Genomic DNA, 23,840 nt, shown 5'->3' on the forward strand with positions numbered 1-23,840 from the left:
GCCCGGTCTCATTCCGAACCCGGAAGCTAAGCCCGACCGCGCCGATGGTACTGCATGGGGGACCGTGTGGGAGAGTAGGTCACCGCCGAACAATTATTGAGGACCCTTGGTCCCAGCGTGAGCGCTGGGACCAAGGGTCCTTTTTTGTTTTTTCGTTCCGGTGAGACCGGGAGTGAGAGAGGCGTAGTGATGACCACCAACGAGCCCGACCGGCGTGACGAGGACCGTGACGGCCGCGGCCGGCGTCGTGACGGTGACGGACGTGGTTTCGACCGGCGTGACGGAGACCGTCGCGGCGGTCCGCGTCGTACGGACGGCGACCGCCAGGGGCGTGGGCCGCGGCGGCAGGACGACCGGCCGCGGCGCGATTTCCGTCGTGACGACGACCGTCCCCGTGGGCCGCGGCGTGACGATGACCGCCGTGGGGACGACCGGGCGCGAGGCTTCCGCCGTGATGACGATCGGCCTCGTCGTGACTTCGGGCGTGGTGACGACCGTCCCCGGCGGGATTTCCGGCGTGATGACGACCGTCCCCGTGGGCCCCGGCGTGACGATGACCGGCCGCGGCGTGATTTCCGCCGTGATGACGATCGGCCGCGCCGCGATTTCCGTCGTGATGACGACCGCTCGCGCGGTCCTCGGCGTGACGATGACCGGCCTCGTCGTGACTTCAGGCGTGATGACGACCGTCCCCGTGGGCCCCGGCGTGACGATGACCGGCCCCGGCGCGATTTCCGCCGTGATGACGATCGGCCGCGCCGCGATTTCCGTCGTGATGACGACCGCTCGCGCGGTCCTCGGCGTGACGATGACCGGCCTCGTCGTGACTTCAGGCGTGATGACGACCGTCCCCGTGGGCCCCGGCGTGACGATGACCGGCCCCGGCGCGATTTCCGGCGCGATGATGACCGCCCGCGGCGTGATTTCGGCCGTGGTGACGAGCGGCCTCGTCGTGACTTCCGTCGTGACGACGACCGTTCCCGCGGGCCCCGGCGTGACGGGTACGGGCGTGGGCAGCGGTTTGAGCGGCGGGATGATCGGGCGCGGGGGCCGCGGCGGGAGGGGGAGCGGCCGCCCGTGCGGCGGTTGTCCATTCCCGAGGACGTCACCGGGCTTGAGCTGGACAAGGCCGTGCGGCAGGAGCTGCAGAGCCTGCCCAAGACGCTTGCCGACGACGTGGCCAAGAACCTCGTCATGGTCGCCCGGCTGCTCGACGAGGACGCACCCCGGGCCTATGAGCACGCCAAGGTGGCGCTGCGGCTCGCGTCCCGCGTCGGGGCCGTGCGGGAGGCGGCCGGCTTCGCCGCGTACCACACTGAGAAGTACCAGGAGGCGCTGGCCGAGTTCCGGACCGCGCGGCGCATGAGCGGGCGTCCCGACCTCTGGCCGGTGATGGCCGACTGCGAGCGCGGCATGGGCCGGCCGGAGCGGGCGCTGGCGATGGCCGGGGAGCCCGAGGTGCAGCGGTTGGACAAGGCCGGTCAGGTGGAGATGCGGCTCGTCGCCGCCGGGGCACGGCGCGATCTGGGGCAGCCCGATGCCGCCGTCGTCACCCTGCAGAGCCCGGAGCTGGCGTCGACCGCCGTGCACCCCTGGACCGCGCGGCTGCGGTACGCCTACGCCGACGCGCTGCTGGAGGTCGGGCGCGAGGAGGACGCGCGGGAGTGGTTCGCGAAGGCCGTCGAGGCCGACCACGAAGGGCTCACGGACGCCTCCGACCGGCTGGCCGAGCTGGACGGCATCGAGTTCACCGACGCGCTCGACCCCGACTCGGAGGAGATCGAGGGGGACGCCGCGGATGAGGTCGAGGAGGACGCGGAGGCTGCTGCCGAGGTGAGCGGCGCCGACTTCACCGACGAGGACGACCCCGCCGTCGACGACGATGAGGAAGAAGACGAGGACGGAGACGAGCCCCGCGCCTGACTCACCCCAGGTCCAGGGCCCGCAGCACCAGTCCTGTGGCCGGCTTGGGGCCGAACGACGTGGACTTGCGCGGCATCATCACCCCGTCCCGCGCGAGTTCCCGTACGAGGTCCTCCGCCACCGGCTTCATCAGCACCGCCGTCCCGCCCAGGCGCGCCGCCTGGGCGGCGGCGGCCGCGGCCTCGTGGACGTAGCCGATGTGCTCGGGGTCGTCGGGAAGTCGCCAGACGTGCTCGATGAGCGTGGCATGCAGCACCGTGGCGTCCAGGGTGCGCCATGCCGCCGGGCGGTCGGTGCGTACGGTACGGGCCAGCAGGTCCTGGTCCGGGCGCTCGACCAGGTGCAGGCCGTCCTCGCCCGCCAGGAGGAACGCGTTGCCCTCCGTCCCTTCGAGCTCCCTCAGCGCCGCGGGCAGCGGTGCGTCGAGGCGCCGGACGCGGGCGCCGTCGCCGACGAGGCGCAGGGCTTCTGCGGGCGGCAGCGTGCGCAGGACGCGGTGGATGCCGCGGACCACGAGCGGGTGGCGGGCCGTGTCGACGAGCAGGACCAGCCCGTAGTCCCACGGCCCCGTCTCGCCCGGGGGTGCCGGCCGTTCGGCCCGTAGCCGCAGATACGTCGCCCAGCGGTGGTGCCCGTCCGCGATGAGCGCCTGCCGCCGCGCGAGGTCCGCGCGTACGGCCGCGATCTCCTCCTGGTCCGTCACCGCCCACAGCCGGTGCGCGAAGCCGTCGTCCGTCGTCGTGGCCAGCAGCGGGGTGCGCGCCGTGGTACGGGCGACGACGGCCGCCGTGCCGGTGGCCGCGCCGTCACTGCGGTACGACAGCAGCAGCGGCTCGGGGTTGGCGGCGGTCTCGCGCATCAGGCCCGCGCGGTCGGCGACGATCTCCTCCATCACGTCCTCGTGCGGCAGCACGACGCCGTCCGCCGGTTCGCTGAGCGCCAGCAGCCCGACGACGCCGCGCTGCAGCAGGTCGCCCCTGCGCTGCTCGTACACGTAGAGCGCGGGTCGCGGGTCGGGCACGAGCACGCCTTCCGCGCGCCACCGGTGCAGCGTGTCGGCGGCGAGGCGGTGGCGGGTGGCGGGGTCGCCGTCCTGGGGGAGGATGAGGCGGACGATGTTGTACGGGTCGGCGGTCTCCAGGTGGTGCAGCCCGTCGGGCCGGACGACGACGTCGTACGGCGGGGAGGTGACGGCGGCGAGGCTGCGCACCCGGGACGGCGCGTAGCGCAGCCCGCGGAAGGGGCGGAGGTCGAGACCGGGTGAACGCTGCATGGACCGGATCGTATGTGCCGTGGCCGATGCGCGATGATCGAGCCGTGGATATCGCCCGTCCGAGGAGCCGCCGCCGTGACCAGCCAGCCCGTCAGGACCCGTACCGATGTCTGCGCGGAGCCGCTGTGCACGGCATATGACACGGCGCTGCTCGACCTCGACGGGGTCGTCTACATCGGCGGCGTGGCCGTCGAGCACGCGGCCGGTGCGCTGAGCGGCGCCGGGGAGCGCGGCATGCGGCTGGCGTACGTCACGAACAACGCCTCCCGCCCCGCGGCCGTCGTCGCGGGGCAGTTGACCGCGATGGGCGTGCCCGCGGAGCCGGCGGACGTGATCACCTCGGCGCAGGCCGTGGCGCGGCTGGTGGCCGAGGAGGTGCCGCCGGGGGCACGGGTGCTGGCGGTCGGCGGGGAGGGGCTGTACGGGCCGCTGCGGGAGCACGGGCTGCTCGTCGTGGAGTCGGCGGACGACGATCCGGCGGCGGTGGTGCAGGGGCACGGCGGTCCCGCGATGCCGTGGGGGCGGCTGATGGAGGCGGCGTTCGCGGTGCAGCGCGGGGTGCCCTGGTTCGCGTCGAACGCCGATCTGACCATTCCCACCCCGCGCGGCATCGCGCCGGGCAACGGGGCGGCGCTGGAGGTGGTGCGGCTGGCCACGGGCGCCGAGCCGCGGGTGGCGGGCAAGCCGCTGCCGCCGATGCACCGGGAGACGATCATCAGGACGGGCGCGCGGCGGCCGCTGGTGGTCGGCGACCGGCTCGACACGGACATCGAGGGCGCGTACAACGGCGGCGTCGACGCGCTGCTGGTGCTGACCGGCGTGACGGGCGCCGCCGGACTGCTCGCGGCGGAGCCGCGACACCGGCCGGCGTACGTGGCGGCGGATCTGCGCGGGCTGGCGGCCGCGCAGCCGGAGGTGGCGGTGGCGGGCGGCGACGGCGAGGGTGTCGTCGCGCGGTGCGGCGGCTGGAGCGCGTCCGCGGGCGGTACGGAGCCGGGGCTGCGCCTCGACGGCGAGGGCCAACCGCTGGACGGGTTGCGGGCGTTGTGCGCGGCGGCGTGGACGTATGCGGGGGAGGGCTCCTGCGGCCTCGACCCGGGGAAGGCGCTGGCCCGCCTCGGTCTGTGAGCGCGCCCCCACTCCACCGTTTGGTCAGGTTAACCTAATCGCGCGTTGGTCGACGCCGCTCCCCGAACGGACAACGGAGTCAAGGACGCCCCGCCCCGCCGCCGGTGGTTCTCCCCGCGCGCCGCGGGACTGCCCGCCTCCTGCGCCGCGCTGCTGCTCGTCTGCGTGGCCAGCCTCGCCATCGGCCCCAAGCCCATGCCGCTGGACCAGGTCTGGCACGGACGCCTCGCGCTCGCCGGCACCGCCGCGGGGCCCGTCGCCTTCGTCCCCTCACCGCGCCCCGGCTCGCCCGCCGGTTCACCCACGCGCCGGGTCCCCGCCTGGCGCCCGCCGCGCTCATGGGGCCACGCTGCTGATCGTCGCCGACGGGGCGGCGCAGCGCGCCTCCGGCGCCGACGAGGTGCCCGTGGGCGTCGTCACCGGCGTGCTCGGCGGCGTCTACCTCTTCTGGCTGCTCGCCGCGGAACGACGGGCGGGTCGGATATGGCCGACCGTACGCCGGACAGGAGTCCCGAAGCGAGCCGTCTCGCCGCCGGGAACGTCACCCTCCCCTACGACAGCCGGGTCGTCGCGGAGCACCTGTCGGTGGCCGTGCCGGACGCCCCGTTCACCGTCGTCGTCGGGCCCGACGCCTGCGGCAAGCCGACGCTGATGCGGGCGCTGGCGCGGATGCTGAAGCCGCGCACCGGAGCGGTGCTGCTGGACGGCGAGGCGATCGGCACGCTCCCGGCGCGCAAGGTGGCGCGGACACTCGGGCTGCTGCCGCAGTCGTCCGTGGCACCCGGTGGCATCACGGTCGGCGACCTCGTCGCCCGCGGGCGCTACCCGCACCAGGGGCTGCTGCGGCCGTGGTCGCGGGAGGACGAGCGGGCCGTCCGGGAGTCGATGGCCGCCACCGGGGTCGGGGAGCTGGCGGATCGCTATGTCGACGAACTGTCCGGCGGGCAGCGGCAGCGCGTGTGGATCGCGATGGCGCTCGTGCAGCAGACGCCGCTGCTGCTGCTCGACGAGCCGACGACGTACCTCGACATCCAGCACCAGATCGACGTCCTGGACCTGTGCGCCGAACTCCACGAGACGCAGGGGCGCACGCTGGTCGCCGTGCTGCACGACCTCGACCACGCCGCGCGGTACGCCACGCACCTGATCGCCATGCGCGACGGGCGGATCGTGGCGGAGGGGGCGCCGAACGACATCGTGGACGCGGAGCTCGTCGAGCGCGTCTTCGGGCTCACGTGCCAGGTGATCGCCGCCCCGGAGACCGGCACGCCGCTGGTCGTCCCGGCGGCGCGCAAGGCGCGGGCGGGCGCGGACGGCTGGGTCTGACCGGGGTCCTGACAGTGGTTCGGGGTACGGTCTGTGGCATGAGCGAGCCGACGCCGATGCCCGCAGCGCAGCCCGAGACCGCGACCGCGCCGCCGTACGTGCGGCAGCCGGCGGCGCAGTGGCCGGAGCCGGGCGGCGGGGACGTGGCGGATGCCGCGGAATCGGCCGGCCCGCCCGCGCGGACCGCAACCGGACCGGAGGGGGAGAGACGGCCGGAAGCGGAACCGGAACCGGAACCCGATGCGGTCGAGCCTGAGCCCGTCGAGGCCGGGCCCGTGCCGCTCGGTATCGCGCGCACCCCCACCGGCAACGCCGACGTCGACGCCGCGCTCGACCGCCTCGCGGACGCCGACGAGCTGCCGACCGGCAGCCACCTGGAGGTCTACGAGGACGCCCACGGCCGGATGCGCGAGGCGCTGGAGGAGCTGGACCGCACCCAGGGCCCGCCCCCGCCGCCCGTGCAGGCACCGGCCGGCCCCGCGGCGTACGCCCAGCAGCATCGCCCCGGCCCGCCGCCGCCCGCGCCGCACGGCCCCACACCGCCCCGCCCCGGCGCGCATCCGTACCGGCCGGGGAACCCGTGAGCGGTGTCCGGCGGCGCCGGCTCGACGCCGAGCTGGTGAGCCGCGAGCTGGCCCGCTCGCGCGAGCACGCCGGGCGGCTCATCGCCGCGGGCCGGGTCACCGTCGGCGGCCTGGTCGCCAGCAAGCCCGCCACCCAGGTCGAGACGTCCGCCGCCGTCGTCGTCGTCGCCGACGACGCCGACCCCGACTACGTCTCCCGCGGCGGCCACAAGCTCGCCGGCGCGCTCGCGGCGTTCGAGCCTCAAGGGCTGCGCGTCGCCGGCCGCCGCGCCCTGGACGCCGGCGCCTCCACCGGCGGCTTCACCGACGTGCTGCTGCGCGCCGGCGCCGCGCACGTCGTCGCCGCGGACGTCGGCTACGGACAGCTCGCGTGGAAGCTGCAGAGCGACGAGCGGGTCACCGTCCGGGACCGTACGAACGTCCGCGAGCTGACCCTCGACCAGCTCGGCGGCGAGCCCGCCGAACTCGTCGTCGGCGACCTGTCGTTCATCCCGCTCGGGCTCGTACTGCCCGCGCTGGTGCGCTGCGCCACGTCCGACGCGGACCTCGTGCTGATGGTCAAGCCGCAGTTCGAGGTCGGCAGGGAGCGCCTGGGCAGCGGCGGCGTGGTGCGCAGCGCGGAGCTGCGCGCCGAGGCCGTGCGCGGGGTCGCGGAGCGGGGGGCGGCGCTCGGGCTGGGGGTGCTCGGTGTGACGGCCAGCCCGTTGCCCGGGCCGAAGGGAAACGTCGAGTATTTTCTGTGGCTGCGCGCCGGGGCGCCCGCGCTGGACCCCGAGGACGTGGCACGTGCCGTGGCGGAGGGGCCCCGATGACAGACCGCACCGTGTTCCTGCTCGCCCATACCGGCCGGCCGGCGGCGATCCGCAGCGCCGAGCTGGTCGTGCGCGGCCTGCTGCGCTGCGGCGTCGGCGTGCGCGTCCTCGCCGGCGAGGCGGCCGACCTGCCGCTGCCGCCGGAGGCGGAGCTGGTGGAGGCGGGCCCGGGGGTGATGGACGACTGCGAGCTGCTGATCGTGCTCGGCGGGGACGGCACGCTGCTGCGCGGCGCCGCCTTCGCCCGCAGGTCCGGCGTGCCGATGCTCGGCGTCAACCTCGGCCGCGTCGGCTTCCTCGCCGAGGCCGAGCGGGACGACCTCGACAAGGTCGTGGACCGCGTGGTGACCAGGGAGTACGAGGTCGAGGAGCGGATGACGCTCGACGTCCTCGTACGGAACGGGGGCAGGACCGTACACGCCGACTGGGCGCTCAACGAGGCGTCCGTCGAGAAGGCCGCCCGCGAGCGGATGCTCGAGGTCGTCACCGAGGTCGACGGCCGGCCCGTCTCCCGCTTCGGCTGCGACGGCGTCGTCTGCGCGACGCCGACGGGATCGACCGCGTACGCCTTCTCGGCCGGCGGACCCGTCGTCTGGCCCGAGGTGGAGGCGCTGCTGATGGTCCCGATCAGCGCGCACGCGCTCTTCGCCAAGCCGCTCGTGACGTCGCCGGACTCCATCCTGGCGGTGGAGGTGCAGCCGAACAACCAGCACGGCGTGCTGTGGTGCGACGGCCGCCGCACGGTCGACCTGCCCTCCGGGGCGCGCGTCGAGGTGCGCCGCGGCGCGGTCCCGGTGCGGCTGGCGCGGCTGCACCACGCGTCGTTCACGGACCGGCTGGTGGCCAAGTTCGCGCTGCCGGTGGCGGGCTGGCGCGGGGCGCCGAACTGACGCGCGGCCCGTCCCACGCGCGGTCGTTCCGCCCGCCGCCGCGGCCCGGCGGGACGGCCCGGTCGCGCCGCCGGCCCGGACCCTGATCACGACGCCCCTCGCGACCCGGGGCCGGAACCTCGTATGGTCGTACCGTGTTGGAGGAGATGCGGATCCAGTCCCTGGGCGTCATCGACGACGCGGTCGTCGAGCTGTCGCCCGGCTTCACGGCCGTGACGGGCGAGACCGGCGCCGGCAAGACCATGGTCGTCACCAGCCTCGGGCTGCTGCTCGGCGGGCGTGCGGACGCCGCGCTCGTACGCATCGGCGCCAGGTCCGCTGTCGTGGAGGGCCGGGTCGCCGTGGCCGAAGGCTCGCCCGCGGCGGTACGGGCCGAGGACGCCGGCGCCGAGCTGGACGACGGCGCCCTGCTCATCAGCCGTACGGTCTCGGCCGAAGGCCGCTCCCGGGCGCACCTGGGCGGCCGCGGCGTCCCCGTGGGGCTCCTCGGCGAGCTGGCCGAGGACCTCGTCGCCGTGCACGGCCAGACCGACCAGCAGGGGCTGCTGAAGCCCGCGCGGCAGCGGCAGGCCCTCGACAGGTACGCGGGTGACGCGGTCGCCGCGCCGCTGGCCAAGTACGCGGCGGCGTACCGCAGGCTGCGCGCCGTCAGCGCCGAGCTGGACGAGATCACCACCCGCGCGCGTGAGCGGTTGCAGGAGGCGGATCTGCTGCGCTTCGGGCTCGACGAGGTCGCCGCCGCGGAGCCGCGGGCCGGCGAGGACGTCGAGCTGGCCGCCGAGGCCGAACGGCTGGGCCACGCGGAGGCGCTGGCCGCCGCCTCCGCCGCCGCACACGCCGCGCTCGCGGGCGACCCGGCGGACCCCGAGGCCGTCGACGCCGGCACACTCGTCGCGGGTGCACAGCGCGCCCTGGCGGCCGTACGGGCCCACGACCCGGCGCTCGCCGGGCTCGCCGACCGGCTCACCGAGGTCGGCATCCTCCTCGGCGACGTCGCGCAGGAGCTGGCCGCGTACGGCGACGGCATCGACGCCGACCCGCTGCGGCTGGCCGCGGTGGAGGAGCGCCGCTCGGTCCTCACCCACCTCTCCCGCAAGTACGGCCACGAGCCCGCGGGCGGCAGGGGAGAGGCCGGCGACGGCAGCGTCTCCGCGGTCCTCGCCTGGGCCGAGGCGGGCGCCGCCCGGCTCGCCGAGCTCGACGGCGACGACGAGCGCATCGGGGAGCTGACCGCCGAGCGCGACGCCCTGCGCGGCGAGCTGGCGCTGCTGGCGGAGGCGCTGACCGAGGCGCGCGGTGACGCGGCGGAACGCTTCGGCGCCGCCGTCACCGCGGAGCTGACCGAGCTGGCCATGCCGCACGCCCGGGTGACGGTCGACCTGCGCCGCACCGAGGTCGCCGCCGACGCCGACGGGCTGGAGATCGGCGGCAGGAACGTCGCGTACGGCCCCACGGGCGTCGACGAGGCCGAGCTGCTGCTCGCCCCGCACCCCGGCGCACCGCCGCGGCCGATCGCCAAGGGCGCCTCGGGCGGCGAGCTGTCGCGCGTGATGCTCGCGGTCGAGGTGGTCTTCGCCGGCTCCGACCCCGTGCCGACGTACCTCTTCGACGAGGTCGACGCGGGCGTCGGCGGCAAGGCGGCCGTCGAGGTGGGCCGCCGGCTCGCGCGGCTGGCGCGCGGCGCGCAGGTCGTCGTGGTGACGCACCTGCCGCAGGTCGCGGCCTTCGCCGACCGGCAGTTGCTGGTGGAGAAGACCAGCGACGGCTCGGTCACGCGCAGCGGCGTGACCGTCCTGGACGGCGAGGCGCGGGTGCGGGAGCTGTCGCGCATGCTGGCGGGCCAGGAGGACTCCGAGACGGCGCGCGCACACGCGGAAGAGCTGCTTGCCGCCGCCCGCGCGGGGGCGGAGTAGCGCGCGGCCGTCCGGAGGCGGCGGTGTGACCCGGGCTACGCACGGGGCGGGAGGCCACGTGTGGGCCGAACGGGTGCCGTGGGGCAACCCGGCGTGTGCGGGATGCGTCTATCGGGGTGGTTGGGCGGAATGCACCGTGCTGTCCGCCCCCTTCGCGGGTCGTACCGGCGCACGACGGGCGTGCGGGGCATCGCCCGGAAGGGTGGTGCATGTCTGACCTGTACGCCCGTACAGAGCGGTTGACGGCGCCGAGCCGGGTCCGGCCCCTCCTCGGGAGTGGCATCCTGGGCAGGCCCTGCGACGCCACGGACAGGAGTTCCGGCCCAGTGAGCAGCACCCCCGCACCGCCCCACGGCCCGACCGCGCTGCACGCCGTGCAGCTCGTCGGCCGCGGCGAGGGCGGCAGCGGGGTCCATGTGCGCTCGCTGGCGGCCGGGCTGGTGGCCCGCGGCATCCGGGTCACGGTGGTCGCGACGCCCGCCGCCGCCGAACGCTACGGCTTCGCCGCCGCCGGCGCCCTCGTCGCGCGGCTCCCCGAGCGCGGCGGGCTGGCCACCGCGCCGCTCTGCACGGCCACCACCCTGCGCGCGGCCTGCGCCGGTGCGGACCTCGTCCACGCGCACGGCCTGCAGTGCGGGCTGATGGCGTGCTCGACGATCCTGGGCCAGCGCAGGCCGCTGGTCGTCACCTGGCACACCCGGAGCGATCCGGACGGGGTACGGGGCCGGATGATGCCGCTCCTCGAACGACGGGTGTCCCGCACCGCCCGCGTCGTCCTCGGCGCCACCACCGACCTCGTCGACGGCGCCCGCCGGCGCGGCGCGCGCGACGCGCGGCTCGCGCCCATCGCCGTCCCCGCGCCCCGCCACCCGCACCCGGGCGGCGACGGCGCCGCGCTCCGCAAGCAGCAGGTGCGCGCGGAACTCGGCGCCCAGGACCGGCCCCTGGTGCTCACCGCCGCCCCGCTCGACGCGTCCACCACCCACGAACCGCTGCTGGAGGCCGCCCGCATGTGGCAGGCGCTGCCGGAGCAGCCGCTGCTCGCCGTCGCCGGTGAGGGCCCCGCCCGCGCCAAGCTCCAGCGCCGCATCGACGCCGAGAAGCTGCCCGTACGGCTCCTGGGCCGCCGCGACGACCTGCCCCGGCTGCTGGCCGCCGCGGACGTCGCGGTGCTCTCCAGCCCGTGGGAGGCGCGCCCGGTACTGGCCCAGGAGGCGCTGCACGCGGGCGCCCCGCTGGTGGCCACGGCGGTCGGCGGCGTCCCCGAACTCGTCGGCGACGCGGCGGAGCTGGTGCCGTACGGGGACGCCCGCGCGCTCGCCGACGCGGTGGCGGCCCTGCTCCACGACCCGGCCCGCCGCGCGGCCCTGGCCGCCGCGGGCCGCGCCCAGGCCGGCACCTGGCCGACGGAGGACGACACCGTCACCCAGGTCCTGTCGATCTACGACGAGTTGATGACGTACGGCGAGGTCTGATGGGCGCGGACCGGGCGGTCATGCGAACGAAGGGGGCGGCGGCCACGCGCCCGCGGGGAGCGCTACCCGTACGCCCCCGACGCGCTCAGCCGCAGCGCCGTGTCGATGAGCGGCACGTGGCTGAACGCCTGCGGGAAGTTGCCCACTTGGCGCTGCAGCCGCGGGTCCCACTCCTCCGCGAGCAGCCCCAGGTCGTTCCGGAGCGCCAGCAGCTTCTCGAACAACTGCCGCGCCTCCTGCACCCGGCCGATCATCGCCAGGTCGTCCGCCATCCAGAACGAGCAGGCGAGGAACGCCCCCTCGTCGCCCGGCAGCCCGTCGCTGCCGGTCTCGTCGCCCGCCGTCGGGTAGCGGCGGATGAAGCCGTCGGGGGTGCCCAGCTCGCGCTGGATGGCCTCGATGGTGCCGATGACGCGCTTGTCGTCCGGCGGCAGGAAGCCGACCTGCGGGATCAGCAGCAGCGAGGCGTCCAGTTCCTGCGAGCCGTAGGACTGCGTGAAGGTGTTGCGCTGCCGGTCGTAGCCCTTCTCGCACACGTCCCGGTGGATGTCGTCGCGCAGCCGCTGCCAGCGCTCCAGCGGGCCGTCCGCCTCGCCGGACTCGATGAGCTTGATCGTGCGGTCGACGGCCACCCAGGTCATCACCTTGGAGTGGACGAAGTGCCGCCGCGGGCCGCGGACCTCCCACAGCCCCTCGTCGGGGCGGTCCCAGTTGTCCTCGACCCAGCGGATCATCTTCAGTTGCAGCAGCGCGGCGTAGTCGTTGCGGGTGAGGCCCGTCATGTGGGCGAGGTGCAGCGCCTCGACGACCTCGCCGTAGACGTCGAGCTGCAACTGCCCCGCCGCGCCGTTGCCGGCGCGCACCGGGCGGGACCCCTCGTACCCCGGCAGCCAGTCCAGCTCCGACTCGCCCAGCTCGCGCTCGCCGGCGATGCCGTACATGATCTGCAGGTTCTCCGGGTCGCCCGCGACCGCCCGCAGCAGCCACTCGCGCCAGGCGCGGGCCTCCTCGTGGTACCCGGTGCGCAGCAGGGACGACAGCGTGATGGCCGCGTCGCGGAGCCAGGTGAAGCGGTAGTCCCAGTTGCGCACGCCGCCGACGTCCTCGGGCAGCGAGGTGGTGGGCGCGGCGACGATGCCGCCGGTCGGCTCGTACGTCAGGGCCTTGAGCGTGATCAGCGAGCGGATCACCGCGTGCCGGTAGGGACCGTGGTACGTACAGTGCTCGGTCCACTCCTGCCAGAAGTCCTCGGTGGCGGTGAGCGACGCCTCGGGGTCGGCGGGCTGCGGCGGCTCGCGGTGCGAGGGCTGCCAACTGATCGTGAACGCAAGACGGTCGCCGGGGCCGACGGTGAAGTCGGAGTACGTCGTGAGGTCGCGGCCGTACGTCGGAACCGGGGCGTCGAGCCACACCGAGTCGGGACCGGCCACGCCGACGGTGCGGCCGTCTTCGGTCTGGTGCACCCACGGCACGATCCGGCCGTAGGAGAAGCGCATCCGCAGCGCGGAGCGCATCGGCACCCGGCCCGTGACGCCCTCCACGATGCGGATGAGCTGCGGCGAGGCGCTGTCGCGCGGGGGCATGAAGTCGATCAGCCGGACCGTGCCGCGCGGGGTGTCCCACTCGGACTCCAGCACCAGCGAGTCGCCCCGGTAGCGCCGCCGGGTGGCGGGCGGCGGGGTGGACTCCGGGGCGTACGCGGGACCGAGGCGCCAGAAGCCGTGCTCCTCGGTCCCCAATAGGGAGGCGAACACCGCATGGGAGTCGAACCGGGGCAGGCAGAGCCAGTCGGCCGTGCCGTCGCGACGGACGAGCGCTGCCGTCTGCATGTCGCCCAGAAGTGCGTAATCCTCGATCCGCCCGGCCACGTGCCTCTCCAGCTAGAAGTGCGTTCCGCAGAGGATAAAGCCTTCGCGTGCGCGCGTGCGCCACGGTCGCGGATTCCGCCTCGCCCGATCGGGTCGGGCGGAGGGACGGCGGTCGGCCGCGGGCGCTGACCAGGGGATCACTGATACCCTGGTAGCCCGTGGAGCGGAGGGCCGGCCGGGCATGTGGCGGCGGCGCTCGCCGAGCGACCCACCTCGATCTGGGGCACCCCGCCACGCACTTCATCAGCGACCACGGGAGCCCCTCTTGGCCATGCCATCCACGACGTCAAAGCACATCTTCGTCACGGGAGGCGTCGCCTCCTCGCTCGGCAAGGGGCTCACCGCCTCCAGCCTGGGTGCTCTGCTCAAGGCGCGCGGGCTGCGGGTCACGATGCAGAAGCTCGACCCGTATCTGAACGTCGACCCGGGCACGATGAACCCCTTCCAGCACGGCGAGGTCTTCGTCACCAACGACGGCGCCGAGACCGACCTCGACATCGGGCACTACGAGCGCTTCCTCGACGTCGACCTCGACGGCTCGGCGAACGTCACCACCGGCCAGGTCTACTCCTCGGTGATCGCCAAGGAGCGCCGCGGCGAGTACCTGGGCGACACGGTGCAGGTGATCCCGCACATCACCAACGAGATCAAGTCCCGGATCCGGCGCATGTCCTCCGACGACGTGGACGTGGTGATCACGGAAGTCGGCGGCACCGTCGGCGACATCGAGTCGCTGCCGTTCCTGGAGGCCGTCCGCCAGGTGCGGCACGAGGTCGGCCGGGACAACGTGTTCGTCGTCCACATCTCGCTGCTGCCCTACATCGGCCCGTCCGGCGAGCTGAAGACCAAGCCGACCCAGCACTCGGTCGCCGCGCTGCGCAGCATCGGCATCCAGCCGGACGCGATCGTGCTGCGCGCGGACCGCGAGGTGCCGGCGGCGATCAAGCGGAAGATCTCGCTCATGTGCGACGTCGACGAGGCCGCCGTCGTCGCCGCCATCGACGCCAAGTCGATCTACGACATCCCCAAGGTGCTGCACGCGGAGGGTCTGGACGCGTACGTCGTCCGCAAGCTGGACCTGCCGTTCCGGGACGTGGACTGGACCGAGTGGGACGACCTGCTGCGCCGCGTGCACGAGCCTGCGCACGAGGTGACGATCGCCCTTGTCGGCAAGTACATCGACCTGCCCGACGCCTATCTGTCGGTCACCGAGGCGATCCGCGCGGGCGGCTTCGCCAACAACGCCCGCGCCAAGATCAAATGGGTCACGTCCGACGACTGCCGCACGCCCCAGGGTGCCCGCGAGCACCTCGCCGACGTGGACGGCATCGTCATCCCCGGTGGCTTCGGCGAGCGCGGCGTGGAGGGCAAGATCGGCGCGATCACCTACGCCAGGGAGAACCGGGTCCCGCTGCTCGGCATCTGTCTCGGCCTGCACTGCATCGTCATCGAGGCGGCGCGGAACCTCGCGGGCATCTCGGGCGCGAACTCCACGGAGTTCGACCAGGCCGCGACCGACCCGGTGATCTCCACCATGGAGGAGCAGCTCGACATCGTCGCCGGCGAGGGCGACATGGGCGGCACGATGCGCCTGGGCCTCTACCCCGCCAAGCTGGCGGAGGGTTCGGTGGTACGGGAGGCGTACGCGGACCAGCCGTACGTCGAGGAGCGCCACCGGCACCGCTACGAGGTCAACAACTCCTACCGCAGCGAGCTGGAGAAGAAGGCCGGCCTCTCGTTCTCCGGCACCTCCCCGGACAACAAGCTGGTGGAGTACGTGGAGTACCCGCGCGAGGTCCACCCGTACCTGGTCTCCACCCAGGCCCACCCCGAGCTGCGCTCGCGGCCCACCCGGCCGCATCCGCTCTTCGCCGGGCTGCTGAAGGCCGCCGTCGCCAGGCACGAGGCGGCGAGGGAAACGGGAGCGCAGCAGCAGGGCGGGGTGCAGCAGCAGGCCGGCCCGCACGGCGCGCACGCGGGTGCGCAGAAGCCGGTGGCCGCCGTGCGCGAGGGGGGCAAGTGATGGCGGAGCAGTTGAAGGACGCGGCGGCGGAGTGGAAGATCGTCGCCTCCGAGACGCCGTTCAGGGGCGCCAAGACCTCCGTGCGCACGGACGACGTGGTGATGCCCGACGGCACCGTGGCCCGCCGCGACTACCAGGTCCACCCCGGCTCGGTCGCCATCCTCGCCCTCGACGACGACGACCGCGTGCTGGTGCTCAACCAGTACCGCCACCCCGTACGGCACAAGCTCTGGGAGATCCCCGCGGGGCTCCTCGACGTGCCCGGCGAGAACCCGCTCAGCGCCGCCCAGCGCGAGTTGTACGAGGAGGCGCACCTCAGGGCCGACGACTGGCGTGTGCTGGTCGACGTGTACACCACGCCCGGCGGCTGCGACGAGGCGGTGCGCGTCTTCCTCGCCCGCGGGGTGACCGAGGCGGACGGGGAGCGCTACGCCGCCCACGGCGAGGAGCTGGACCTCATGATCGACCGCGTCCCGGTGGCCGATCTGGTGCGCGGCGCCCTCGCCGGGGACCTGCACAACAACTGCCTGATGCTGGGCGTGCTGGCGCTCCAGGCGGCACGCGCGGACGGCGGTCCCGACGCGCTGCGCCCCGCGAACGCCCCCTGGCCGGCCCGCCCGTTCACGCCCTGAACGGCGCAGGTGGGGGGCCGCCGGGCGGTTGATCCGATGCGGTGATTTTCGTTCCGGCGTTCGGCCATGTGCCGTCACGTGACACGGCCTTCACGCTGGGTGAATTACGCTCACCGGCGTGACGGAACAGGCCGCCCCCCACCGGTTCGTCGGCAGGACCCGCGAGCTGGACTCCCTGCGCGCCGACATCGCCCGCGCCGGGCTCGACACCCTCGCCGGCCGCCCCGCCCCGCGCGGCCGGGTGCTGCTCATCGCCGGGCGGCCCGGCTCCGGGCGCAGCGCGCTCGCCGCCGAGCTGGCCCGCGGCGTCGCCGGCGACTACCCGGGCGGCGTGCACACCGCGCGGCTCTCGGGGCCGGGCGGTGTGGCGGTCCCGCTGGAGCGGGCCGTACGCGACCTCCTCGACGCCCTGGGCGTCCCGCCGGTCGCCGGGGCGGGCCCCGACCACCTCGCCGCCGAGCTGCGCGCCGCGCTGGCCGAGCGCTCCACGGTGCTCGTCCTCGACGACGTCACCGCCCCCGAGCAGTTGCTCGCACTGGTTCCCGAGTCCCGTGACTGCCTCGTCGTCGCCGTCGCCGAGGGCCCGCTGAAGGGCGTGCCCGACGTGCGGCCGTGCACCCTGGGCGGGCTGGAGCCCACGGCGGCGCTGGCGCTGATCGCCACGTACGCGGGGGAGACGCGCATCGCCTGCGACCCCGAGGCCACGCACGTACTGGCCGAGGAGTGCGCGGGACACCCCGCGGCGCTGGTGCTCGCCGGCGGCTGGCTCGCCGGGCACCCGCAGGCGTGCGTCGCCGACGCCGTACGGGAGCTGCGCCGCAAGGGCGACAGCACCGAGGGGTCCGCCGGGCGGCCGTCCGGGCCGAAGGCGCTGGCGCGGGCGTTCCGGCTCGTATACGAATCGCTGCCGCCGTCCGTCGCGCAACTGCTGCGGCTGCTGCCGCTGGCGCCCGTCGGCGTCGTCGACGCCCACTCCGCCTCGGCGCTCGCCGGGTGCACCGTCGCCGCGGCCCGCACCACGCTCGCGGACTGCGCGGGCCAGGGCCTGCTGCGCGAGGTGCCGGAACCGGACCGGGCGAACCTCACGCAGTACGAGGTGCCCGGCTGTCTGCAGCCGCTGCTGCGCGGGGTGCTGGAGGCGGGCGTGGGCCGGGAGGAGATGCTCTTCGCGCGGGCGCGGATGCTGGAGCGCTATGTACGCCTGCTGCAGTCCTGCCGCGCCGTCACGGAGCCTCCGGGTTCCGCGGTGCACACCCGGCTCGGGGGGCTCCCGCGGGCGCTGCGCTTCCCGTCGCCGGAGGCCGCCGCCGCGTGGCTGGGCAGCCGGCTGCCCTCGCTGCTGGCGGCGGCCCGGATCGCGGTCGCCGACGGGGAGCTGGACACGCTGGCGCGGCGGCTGGTGGCCGCGCTGTCGCGGGCGCTGGCGGCGCACCGGGGCGAGGCGGAGGCGGCGCCCGAGCAGTACCGGCTGCACGAGCTGGTGCTGGGCGTCGCCGAGCGGCGCGGGCTGGTGTGGGAGAAGGCGGCGGCGCTGCTCAACCTGGGCGACCTGGACCTGCGCGCGGAGCGGCCGCACGAGGCGCTGGGCCGGTACCGGGGGGCGCTGGCGGCGGCGCGCGAGGTGCGGGACCCGCAGCCGGTGGGGCGGGCGCTGGAGTCGGTGGGGGCGGCGTACCAGGAACTGCGGGACTGGGGCCGGGCGGCGGACTGGTTCGGGCGGGCGCTGGCGCTGCGGCAGACGCGGGGCGAGCTGGCCGACGAGGCGCGGCTGCGGGCCCGGCTGGGCGCGGTGCACACGTACGCCGGGGCCTGGGGCTGGGCGCTGCGCGAGTGGCGCGCGGCGGCGGCGGCCCACCGCAGGCTCGGGGACGTCGGCGGGCACGCGCGGGCGCTGGGCGAGGTGGCGCGGGTGCAGCAGTACGCGGGGTATCCGCGGGAGGCCATCAGGACGTGCACGCGCGCGGTGGACGTGGCGCGGCTCTCGGGCGATACCGCCCTGCGGACGGCGGTGCAGTTGCGGCTGGCGGACCTCGTCGACGGCGCGGGCGACCCGGAGGCCGCGGAGCTGCACCGGGCGGCGGCGGGACGGCTGGCGGAGCAGGTGCCGGAGGCGGCTGCGGTGCGGGCCGCCGCCGTGGCCGTAGCGGAGGCGGAAGCGGAACGCGCGGACGACCCCGGGCCCGCGCCCGTGGCCGGGTCCGCCGCGGAGCCCGTACCGGAGCCCGCCGCCGGGCCGCAGCACGGCGACGCTCCGGGGGACGGGGAGCGCGGGACCGGCTCCGCGGCCGTTCCGGAGGACCCCGCGGAACCCGTGCCGCAGCCCGTGGAGGCCGCCGCCGGGACCGTCCCGGCGGAGGGGTCCGAGCCCGCCGGGGAGGGTCCGAAGGCGGGGCCGGCGCCCCGACCGGCCGCCGCAGACCTGTGAATCCATCGACACATCGCAGAAATGTGCCTGTTTCAAAGGCTGGACTCAGAGGATTCCTTCATTAAGAATGGCCAAGCCGCGGCGGGCACCCCGACCGGGGCCTGACGAGTTCCCTCACCCCAAGGACCGTGATCCATCGTGAAGGTCGGCATTCCACGCGAGGTCAAGAACAACGAGTTCCGGGTGGCCATCACGCCCGCCGGAGTCCACGAGCTGGTCCGCCACCGCCACGAGGTCGTCGTGGAGCAGGGCGCGGGCGTCGGCTCGTCCATCCCGGACGAGGAGTACGTCGCGGCCGGGGCGGAGATCCTGCCCACGGCCGATGCCGTGTGGGCCGCGGCGGACCTGGTGCTGAAGGTCAAGGAGCCGATCGCGGAGGAGTACCAGCGCCTCCGCAAGGGCCAGGTGCTCTTCACCTACCTCCACCTCGCCGCCTCCCGCCCGTGCACCGACGCGCTGCTGGAGTCCGGCACCACCGCCATCGCGTACGAGACGGTGGAGACGGCCGACCGGCAACTGCCGCTGCTCGCCCCGATGTCGGAGGTCGCCGGCCGGCTCGCGCCCCAGGTCGGCGCGTACCACCTGATGCGCTCGCAGGGCGGCCGCGGCGTGCTGCCGGGCGGCGTGCCCGGCGTGGCGCCGGGCCAGGCGGTCGTGATCGGCGGCGGCGTCTCCGGCTGGAACGCCACGCAGATCGCCGTCGGCATGGGCTTCCACGTCACGCTCCTCGACACCGACGTGCGCAAGCTGCGCGAGGCGGACAAGGTCTTCGGCACGAAGGTGCGCACCCTGGCTTCCAACGCCTACGCCCTCGGGCAGGCCGTGGTGGAGGCCGACCTGGTGATCGGCGCGGTGCTCATCCCGGGCGCGAAGGCCCCCAAGCTCGTCGACAACGAGCTGGTGTCGCGGATGAAGCCAGGGAGTGTCCTTGTCGACATCGCGATCGATCAGGGCGGCTGCTTCGCCGATTCGCGTCCGACCACGCACGCGGAACCGACTTTCCGGGTGCACGAATCGGTCTTCTACTGCGTCGCCAACATGCCCGGCGCGGTGCCCAACACGTCGACGTACGCGCTGACCAACGCCACGCTCCCGTACATCGTCAAGCTTGCGAACCTCGGCTGGCGGGGCGCGCTGCGCGCCGATCCGGCGCTCGCGCTCGGCCTCAACACCCACGAAGGGCAGGTCGTTTACGGTCCCGTGGCGGAAGCGCACGGTCTTCCGGCGACCGAACTCGCGCGCGTGCTTGGCTGATTTCGCGCAGGTGCGCGGCACGTCGACCACATCGGCGACACTGTCAACTCCGGTTCACCGGCCGAACCTTGTCACCAGCGGTTCGGCCGGCCGCCGTACCGCCGCAAAGGGCGCCCGAAGTGGTGTTCCGCACCCGACACATCGTGCTCTGTCTGCGGGATTGTGTTGCTGCGGGACCCCGACACGCCATAGAGTCGCCAATCGTCGGCATGGTGCCACGCTGACCAATCGAGAAGTGCCCTGGTCACCAAGGAGGTAGGACGACTTGTGAATGAGTCGACATTTGCTCCCGGGGGTGGTCGTCCAGGCACGCCTGCGCGGGGCCACGGACCCTCGGGGGTGGAGGCGCCTGTCGGCTCCGTCGCCGTCCACACCTTCTCGGCACACGCACACCAGGGCGGAAACGTATACCAGAGCATGGACGGTCATCACGTGAACGCCATGACCGGCAGCCAGAGCGGTGGCGAGGACAGCACACGTCTCGCCGCATCCGCCACCTCCGACTTCGAGGACCTGTCAGAAGGTCACTTCTACGATCCGGACGCGGACTACGAGCCGGATCCCGAGTACGCCGCGACGCTCGCCCCGGACGCCGCCCGGCAGCGCCGGGAGCGCATCGGTCCCACGGGCCGCCCGCTGCCGTACTTCCCCATCCCGGGCCCGGTCACCGACCACGGCCCGGCGAAGGTCATCGCCATGTGCAACCAGAAGGGCGGCGTCGGCAAGACCACGTCGGCCATCAACCTGGGCGCGGCGCTGGCCGAGTACGGCCGCCGCGTGCTGCTCGTGGACTTCGACCCGCAGGGCGCGCTCTCCGTGGGCCTCGGGGTCAACCCGATGGAGCTGGACCTCACGGTGTACAACCTGCTCATGGAGCGGGGCATGTCGGCCGACGAGGTACTGCTCAAGACGGCCGTGCCCAACATGGACCTGCTGCCCAGCAACATCGATCTCTCCGCCGCCGAGGTGCAGTTGGTGAGCGAGGTGGCGCGGGAGCAGACGCTGCAGCGCGCGCTGAAGCCGCTGCTGCCCGAGTACGACTACGTCGTCATCGACTGCCAGCCGTCGCTGGGTCTGCTCACGGTCAACGCACTGACCGCGGCGCACAAGGTGATCGTGCCGCTGGAGTGCGAGTTCTTCGCGCTGCGCGGCGTCGCGCTGCTCACCGAGACGATCGAGAAGGTCCAGGAGCGGCTCAACCCGGAGCTGGAGCTGGACGGCATCCTCGCCACGATGTACGACTCGCGGACGGTGCACAGCCGCGAGGTGCTGGCGCGTGTCGTCGAGGCCTTCGACGACCACGTCTACCACACGGTCATCGGGCGCACCGTCCGGTTCCCCGAGACCACCGTGGCCGGCGAGCCCATCACCTCGTACGCCTCGAACTCCGTGGGCGCGGCCGCCTACCGTCAGCTCGCCAGGGAGGTGCTCGCCCGGTGCCACGCCGAGTGAGCCTGCCCGGGGCCGACGAGCTTTTCCGTACCACCGGGGGGACCGCGCTCCAGTCGTCCACGCCGCAGCCGGACCGGCAGCGGGCCAACGGCGAGGCGCCCGGCGGCAGTCCGCGCGTACCCGCGCCGAGCCGCGAGGGCGACGCGGAGGCGGCGGGCCAGGAAGCCGAGGCCGGCGCCGGCGGCGAGGAGGCGGGCCCGGACGACGCGGGCCACTCCGGCGGTACGGGCGAGGACCCGCGGGCCCGCACGGGCACCGGCGGCAAGGCCGGCCCGGCGGCTCCGGGACCCAAGCGCACCACGGCCCCCGCGGCCCGGCGGGACCCCGAGGCGACCGAGCACGGCGGCCGGGAGGCCGGCACCGAGGCCGCCCCCGGGGGCAGGGCCCGGCAGGGCGAGCGGGAGCCCGCGGCCCAGGCGCGGGCGAAGTCCGCGCGGCAGAGCGGCGGTTCGGCCGCGGCGGCCCAGCCCAGGCGCGGCCGGGGCCGCGGCGCGGCGCGCCGGCCCAGCGGCCGGGAGCGGCACGACGAGAAGATCACGGTCTATGTCTCCGCCGAGGAGCTGATGGACCTGGAGCACGCCAGGCTCGTGCTCCGCGGCGACCACGGTCTCGCGGTGGACCGCGGCCGGATCGTCCGCGAGGCCGTGGCGGTGGTGCTGGCCGACCTGGAGTCGCGCGGCGACGCGAGCATCCTCGTACGCCGCCTGCGCGGCCGCTGACGCCCCCGCCGTACGCTTCCGGCCGGAGCAGGTCCCGGCGGCCCGTACCGGACCTCCTGGGCGCCGCCCCGACGTCCACGGCAACCGGGCGGGCACCGCTCCGGGCGATACGCTGCGAGCGATGGACGACAGGCACGACGACCCGCAGCGCCCGGCGCGTACCGCCCGGCGCTCCCTCGGTCGCGGCCCCGGGGTCGCCGCGACGCCCACCAAGCCCGCACCGCGGCCCGTGGAACCGGATCCGGTGCGCGAGCCGTACCCCGAGCCGATGCCCCTGCCCCAGCCGGAACCGGCACCCGTGCCGGGGCCGCCGGTGCCCATCCCGGGCCCCGCCCCGCGGCCCGACGAGCCGGGCCCGGCGCCGGGCCGGCCGGACCCCGAGCCGGAGACCGAGCCCGCACCGGTGGGACCCGGGGGCGCGGACCCGGCGGAGGAGCCGGCCCCCGAACCCGGCCGGGACCCCGAGCCCGAAACCGATCGCGAGCCCGCGCCCGGCCCCGTACCGGAACCGGACAGCGCTCCGGAGCCCGCCGCTCAGTCCCGCCCCGCGACCGGCCCCGGGAACGCCCCGGAACCCGGCGCCGAGCCCGGCGGCGACGACCCCGACGACGGTGCCTTCCGGGTCCGGCTCGCCAACTTCGAGGGTCCCTTCGACCTCCTCCTCCAGCTCATCTCCAAGCACAAGCTGGACGTCACCGAGGTCTCCCTGCACCGCGTCACCGACGACTTCATGGCCCACATCCGCGCCATGGGCCCCGACTGGGACCTCGACCAGACCACCGAGTTCCTCGTCGTCGCCGCCACCCTCCTCGACCTCAAGGCCGCCCGCCTGCTGCCGGCCGCCGAGGTGGAGGACGAGGAGGACCTCGCGCTGCTGGAGGCCCGCGACCTGCTCTTCGCGCGGCTGCTGCAGTACCGCGCGTACAAGGAGATAGCGGGCATCTTCCACCGCCGGCTGGAGGAGGAGTCGCTGCTCCACCCCCGTACCGTCGGGCTGGAGCCGCACCACGCGGAGCTGCTGCCCGAGGTGGTCATCAGCATCGGCCCGGAGGGCTTCGCCCGGCTCGCGGTCAAGGCGATGCAGCCCAAGCCCGTGCCCCAGGTCTACGTCGACCACATCCACGCCCCGCTCGTCAGCGTGCAGGAACAGGCGCAGGTCGTCGTCTCCCGGTTGCGCGAGCACGGCTCGGTCAGCTTCCAGGAGCTGATCGCCGACGCCCCCGACCCGCTGACCGTCGTCGCCCGGTTCCTGGCGCTGCTGGAGCTGTACCGGGAGCGGGCGGTGGCCCTCGACCAGGAGGGCGCGCTGGAGCCGCTGACGGTGCGGTGGACGGGGCGGGAGGATGTGGTGCCGGTGGTCACCGACGAGTTCGACACGGCGTCCGGCGACGCGGACGCGGCCGGCGGGAACCAAGGCGAAGGCGAGGACGAGCGATGAGCGACGCAGTGGCGGACGTGTCCGGCGCGGCCGGTGTGGCGGAGACGGCAGCCGCGGCCGCGCGGCCGGAGAAGGAGGCGGAGAAGGAGGCGGAGGCGGAGAAGGAGGCGGAGGCGAGCCCCACCGCCGGGCTCCCGCTGCGTCCGGCCCTCGAAGCCGTCCTCATGGTGGTCGACGAGCCCGTCACCGCCGGGCACCTGGCCAAGGTCCTCGACCGCCGCCCCCGCGAGATCTCGGACGCCCTGCGTGAGCTGTCCGACGAGTACACCGTCCAGGGCCGCGGCTTCGACCTGCGCCACGTCGCCGGCGGCTGGCGGTTCTACACCCGCGCCGCGTACGCGCCCGCCGTCGAGGGCTTCGTCCTCGACGGCCAGCAGTCCCGCCTCACCCAGGCCGCGCTGGAGACCCTCGCGGTCGTCGCCTACCGCCAGCCGGTCTCCCGCTCCCGCGTCTCCGCCGTCCGCGGCGTCAACTGCGACGGCGTCATGCGCACGCTGCTCCAGCGCGGGCTTATCGCGGAGGCGGGCACGGAAGACGGAACAGGTGCGATCCTGTACAGGACGACGAACTACTTCCTGGAGCGGATGGGCCTGCGCGGTCTGGACGAGCTCCCCGAGCTCGCCCCGTTCCTCCCGGATGCGGACGCGGTGGAGGGCGAGTCCCAGGAGGGCGTCCCATCGTTCGACGTGGACGACGAGACCTGAC

19 protein-coding genes, 1 rRNA gene and 1 pseudogene are annotated in these 23,840 nt (G+C 74.7%); 18 read left to right on the forward strand and 3 right to left on the reverse strand.

The genetic code is table 11. From position 1 onward, the window contains the following. A 5S ribosomal RNA gene (gene rrf / locus FB457_RS22345) occupies positions 1 to 91 on the forward strand; the annotation flags it as partial. Between the two features lie 2 nt (positions 92 to 93). Here rrf and FB457_RS36330 read toward each other — a convergent pair. Then, a complete protein-coding gene (locus FB457_RS36330; RefSeq protein WP_486589102.1) occupies positions 94 to 1,242 on the reverse strand; it encodes a hypothetical protein in 1,149 nt (382 codons plus the stop codon). Here FB457_RS36330 and FB457_RS22355 point away from each other — a divergent pair. After that, positions 1,177 to 1,923, forward strand: coding sequence for a tetratricopeptide repeat protein (locus FB457_RS22355; RefSeq protein ID WP_486589103.1), 747 nt, complete (start codon positions 1,177 to 1,179; stop codon positions 1,921 to 1,923). The two genes, FB457_RS36330 and FB457_RS22355, sit on opposite strands and share 66 nt — an antisense overlap. A 1-nt stretch (position 1,924) precedes the next feature. Here FB457_RS22355 and FB457_RS22360 read toward each other — a convergent pair whose 3' ends face one another. After that, entirely contained in the window at positions 1,925 to 3,196 is a 1,272-nt protein-coding gene (locus tag FB457_RS22360; RefSeq protein ID WP_145782988.1) for a DUF1015 family protein, read from the reverse strand. Between the two features lie 33 nt (positions 3,197 to 3,229). On the opposite strand from FB457_RS22360, the gene FB457_RS22365 reads away from it, so the two are divergent. The 8 genes and pseudogenes from FB457_RS22365 to FB457_RS22400 all read left to right on the forward strand — a co-directional run bounded on the left by FB457_RS22365 (position 3,230) and on the right by FB457_RS22400 (position 11,324). Continuing rightward, complete coding sequence (locus tag FB457_RS22365) at positions 3,230 to 4,324, forward strand: HAD hydrolase-like protein (protein WP_047015013.1); 1,095 nt, start codon at positions 3,230 to 3,232, stop codon at positions 4,322 to 4,324. A gap of 228 nt (positions 4,325 to 4,552) precedes the next feature. Next, positions 4,553 to 4,808, forward strand: a pseudogene (locus FB457_RS36335) (iron chelate uptake ABC transporter family permease subunit); the annotation flags it as partial. Continuing rightward, on the forward strand, positions 4,808 to 5,650 hold the full coding sequence (locus FB457_RS22375; protein ID WP_145782990.1) for an ABC transporter ATP-binding protein: 843 nt from the start codon (positions 4,808 to 4,810) through the stop codon (positions 5,648 to 5,650). The pseudogene FB457_RS36335 and the gene FB457_RS22375, both read left to right, overlap by 1 nt. Before the next feature lie 38 nt (positions 5,651 to 5,688). Further along, positions 5,689 to 6,234 (forward strand): hypothetical protein, encoded by a 546-nt coding sequence (locus FB457_RS22380; protein ID WP_047015011.1) that lies wholly within the window; start codon positions 5,689 to 5,691, stop codon positions 6,232 to 6,234. Then, a complete protein-coding gene (locus tag FB457_RS22385) occupies positions 6,231 to 7,046 on the forward strand; it encodes a TlyA family RNA methyltransferase (protein WP_145782992.1) in 816 nt (271 codons plus the stop codon). Before FB457_RS22380 ends, FB457_RS22385 begins: the two co-directional genes overlap by 4 nt. After that, positions 7,043 to 7,936 (forward strand): NAD kinase, encoded by an 894-nt coding sequence (locus FB457_RS22390; RefSeq protein ID WP_145782994.1) that lies wholly within the window; start codon positions 7,043 to 7,045, stop codon positions 7,934 to 7,936. The genes FB457_RS22385 and FB457_RS22390 overlap by 4 nt, the downstream gene beginning before the upstream one ends. Positions 7,937 to 8,082: 146 nt before the next feature. Beyond that, entirely contained in the window at positions 8,083 to 9,849 is a 1,767-nt protein-coding gene (recN, locus tag FB457_RS22395; RefSeq protein WP_145783118.1) for a DNA repair protein RecN, read from the forward strand. A gap of 326 nt (positions 9,850 to 10,175) precedes the next feature. Beyond that, a complete protein-coding gene (locus FB457_RS22400) occupies positions 10,176 to 11,324 on the forward strand; it encodes a glycosyltransferase family 4 protein (protein WP_047015007.1) in 1,149 nt (382 codons plus the stop codon). A 62-nt stretch (positions 11,325 to 11,386) separates the two neighbouring features. On the opposite strand, the gene FB457_RS22405 is transcribed toward FB457_RS22400, so the two are convergent. After that, entirely contained in the window at positions 11,387 to 13,192 is a 1,806-nt protein-coding gene (locus FB457_RS22405; protein WP_107086087.1) for a glycoside hydrolase family 15 protein, read from the reverse strand. 271 nt (positions 13,193 to 13,463) lie between these two features. On the opposite strand from FB457_RS22405, the gene pyrG reads away from it, so the two are divergent. The 8 genes from pyrG (at position 13,464) to scpB (ending at position 23,839) form a co-directional block, all read left to right on the forward strand. After that, entirely contained in the window at positions 13,464 to 15,215 is a 1,752-nt protein-coding gene (gene pyrG, locus FB457_RS22410; protein ID WP_047015006.1) for a CTP synthase, read from the forward strand. Beyond that, positions 15,215 to 15,847: an NUDIX domain-containing protein gene (locus FB457_RS22415; protein ID WP_047015005.1), complete on the forward strand. Its 633-nt coding sequence runs from the start codon at positions 15,215 to 15,217 to the stop codon at positions 15,845 to 15,847. Before pyrG ends, FB457_RS22415 begins: the two co-directional genes overlap by 1 nt. 118 nt (positions 15,848 to 15,965) lie before the next feature. Beyond that, positions 15,966 to 18,272, forward strand: a complete 2,307-nt coding sequence (locus FB457_RS22420; protein WP_047015004.1) for a tetratricopeptide repeat protein — start codon at positions 15,966 to 15,968, stop codon at positions 18,270 to 18,272. A gap of 138 nt (positions 18,273 to 18,410) precedes the next feature. After that, a complete protein-coding gene (gene ald, locus FB457_RS22425; RefSeq protein ID WP_047015003.1) occupies positions 18,411 to 19,526 on the forward strand; it encodes an alanine dehydrogenase in 1,116 nt (371 codons plus the stop codon). A gap of 267 nt (positions 19,527 to 19,793) precedes the next feature. After that, entirely contained in the window at positions 19,794 to 20,978 is a 1,185-nt protein-coding gene (locus tag FB457_RS22430; protein ID WP_078898162.1) for a ParA family protein, read from the forward strand. After that, positions 20,975 to 21,697, forward strand: a complete 723-nt coding sequence (locus tag FB457_RS22435) for a hypothetical protein (protein WP_145783120.1) — start codon at positions 20,975 to 20,977, stop codon at positions 21,695 to 21,697. Before FB457_RS22430 ends, FB457_RS22435 begins: the two co-directional genes overlap by 4 nt. A 121-nt stretch (positions 21,698 to 21,818) precedes the next feature. Beyond that, positions 21,819 to 23,135 carry a segregation/condensation protein A gene (locus FB457_RS22440; protein ID WP_145782996.1) on the forward strand — a complete coding sequence of 439 codons (1,317 nt, stop codon included), beginning with the start codon at positions 21,819 to 21,821 and terminating at the stop codon, positions 23,133 to 23,135. Beyond that, a complete protein-coding gene (gene scpB / locus FB457_RS22445; RefSeq protein WP_145782999.1) occupies positions 23,132 to 23,839 on the forward strand; it encodes an SMC-Scp complex subunit ScpB in 708 nt (235 codons plus the stop codon). Before FB457_RS22440 ends, scpB begins: the two co-directional genes overlap by 4 nt. Position 23,840: the final 1 nt, after the last annotated feature.

This window comes from Streptomyces sp. CNZ287 (assembly GCF_007827615.1).

Excerpts from the sequence above, each read along its gene's own strand:
- FB457_RS22365 (WP_047015013.1), top strand. The coding sequence starts at position 3,230 with ATGATCGAGCCGTGGATATCGCCCGTCCGAGGAGCCGCCGCCGTGACC.
- FB457_RS22375 (WP_145782990.1), top strand. The coding sequence starts at position 4,808 with ATGGCCGACCGTACGCCGGACAGGAGTCCCGAAGCGAGCCGTCTCGCC.
- scpB (WP_145782999.1), top strand. The coding sequence starts at position 23,132 with ATGAGCGACGCAGTGGCGGACGTGTCCGGCGCGGCCGGTGTGGCGGAG.
- FB457_RS22380 (WP_047015011.1), top strand. The coding sequence starts at position 5,689 with ATGAGCGAGCCGACGCCGATGCCCGCAGCGCAGCCCGAGACCGCGACC.
- FB457_RS22415 (WP_047015005.1), top strand. The coding sequence starts at position 15,215 with ATGGCGGAGCAGTTGAAGGACGCGGCGGCGGAGTGGAAGATCGTCGCC.
- FB457_RS22390 (WP_145782994.1), top strand. The coding sequence starts at position 7,043 with ATGACAGACCGCACCGTGTTCCTGCTCGCCCATACCGGCCGGCCGGCG.
- FB457_RS22440 (WP_145782996.1), top strand. The coding sequence starts at position 21,819 with ATGGACGACAGGCACGACGACCCGCAGCGCCCGGCGCGTACCGCCCGG.
- pyrG (WP_047015006.1), top strand. The coding sequence starts at position 13,464 with ATGCCATCCACGACGTCAAAGCACATCTTCGTCACGGGAGGCGTCGCC.
- FB457_RS22360 (WP_145782988.1), bottom strand. The coding sequence starts at position 3,196 with ATGCAGCGTTCACCCGGTCTCGACCTCCGCCCCTTCCGCGGGCTGCGC.
- recN (WP_145783118.1), top strand. The coding sequence starts at position 8,083 with ATGCGGATCCAGTCCCTGGGCGTCATCGACGACGCGGTCGTCGAGCTG.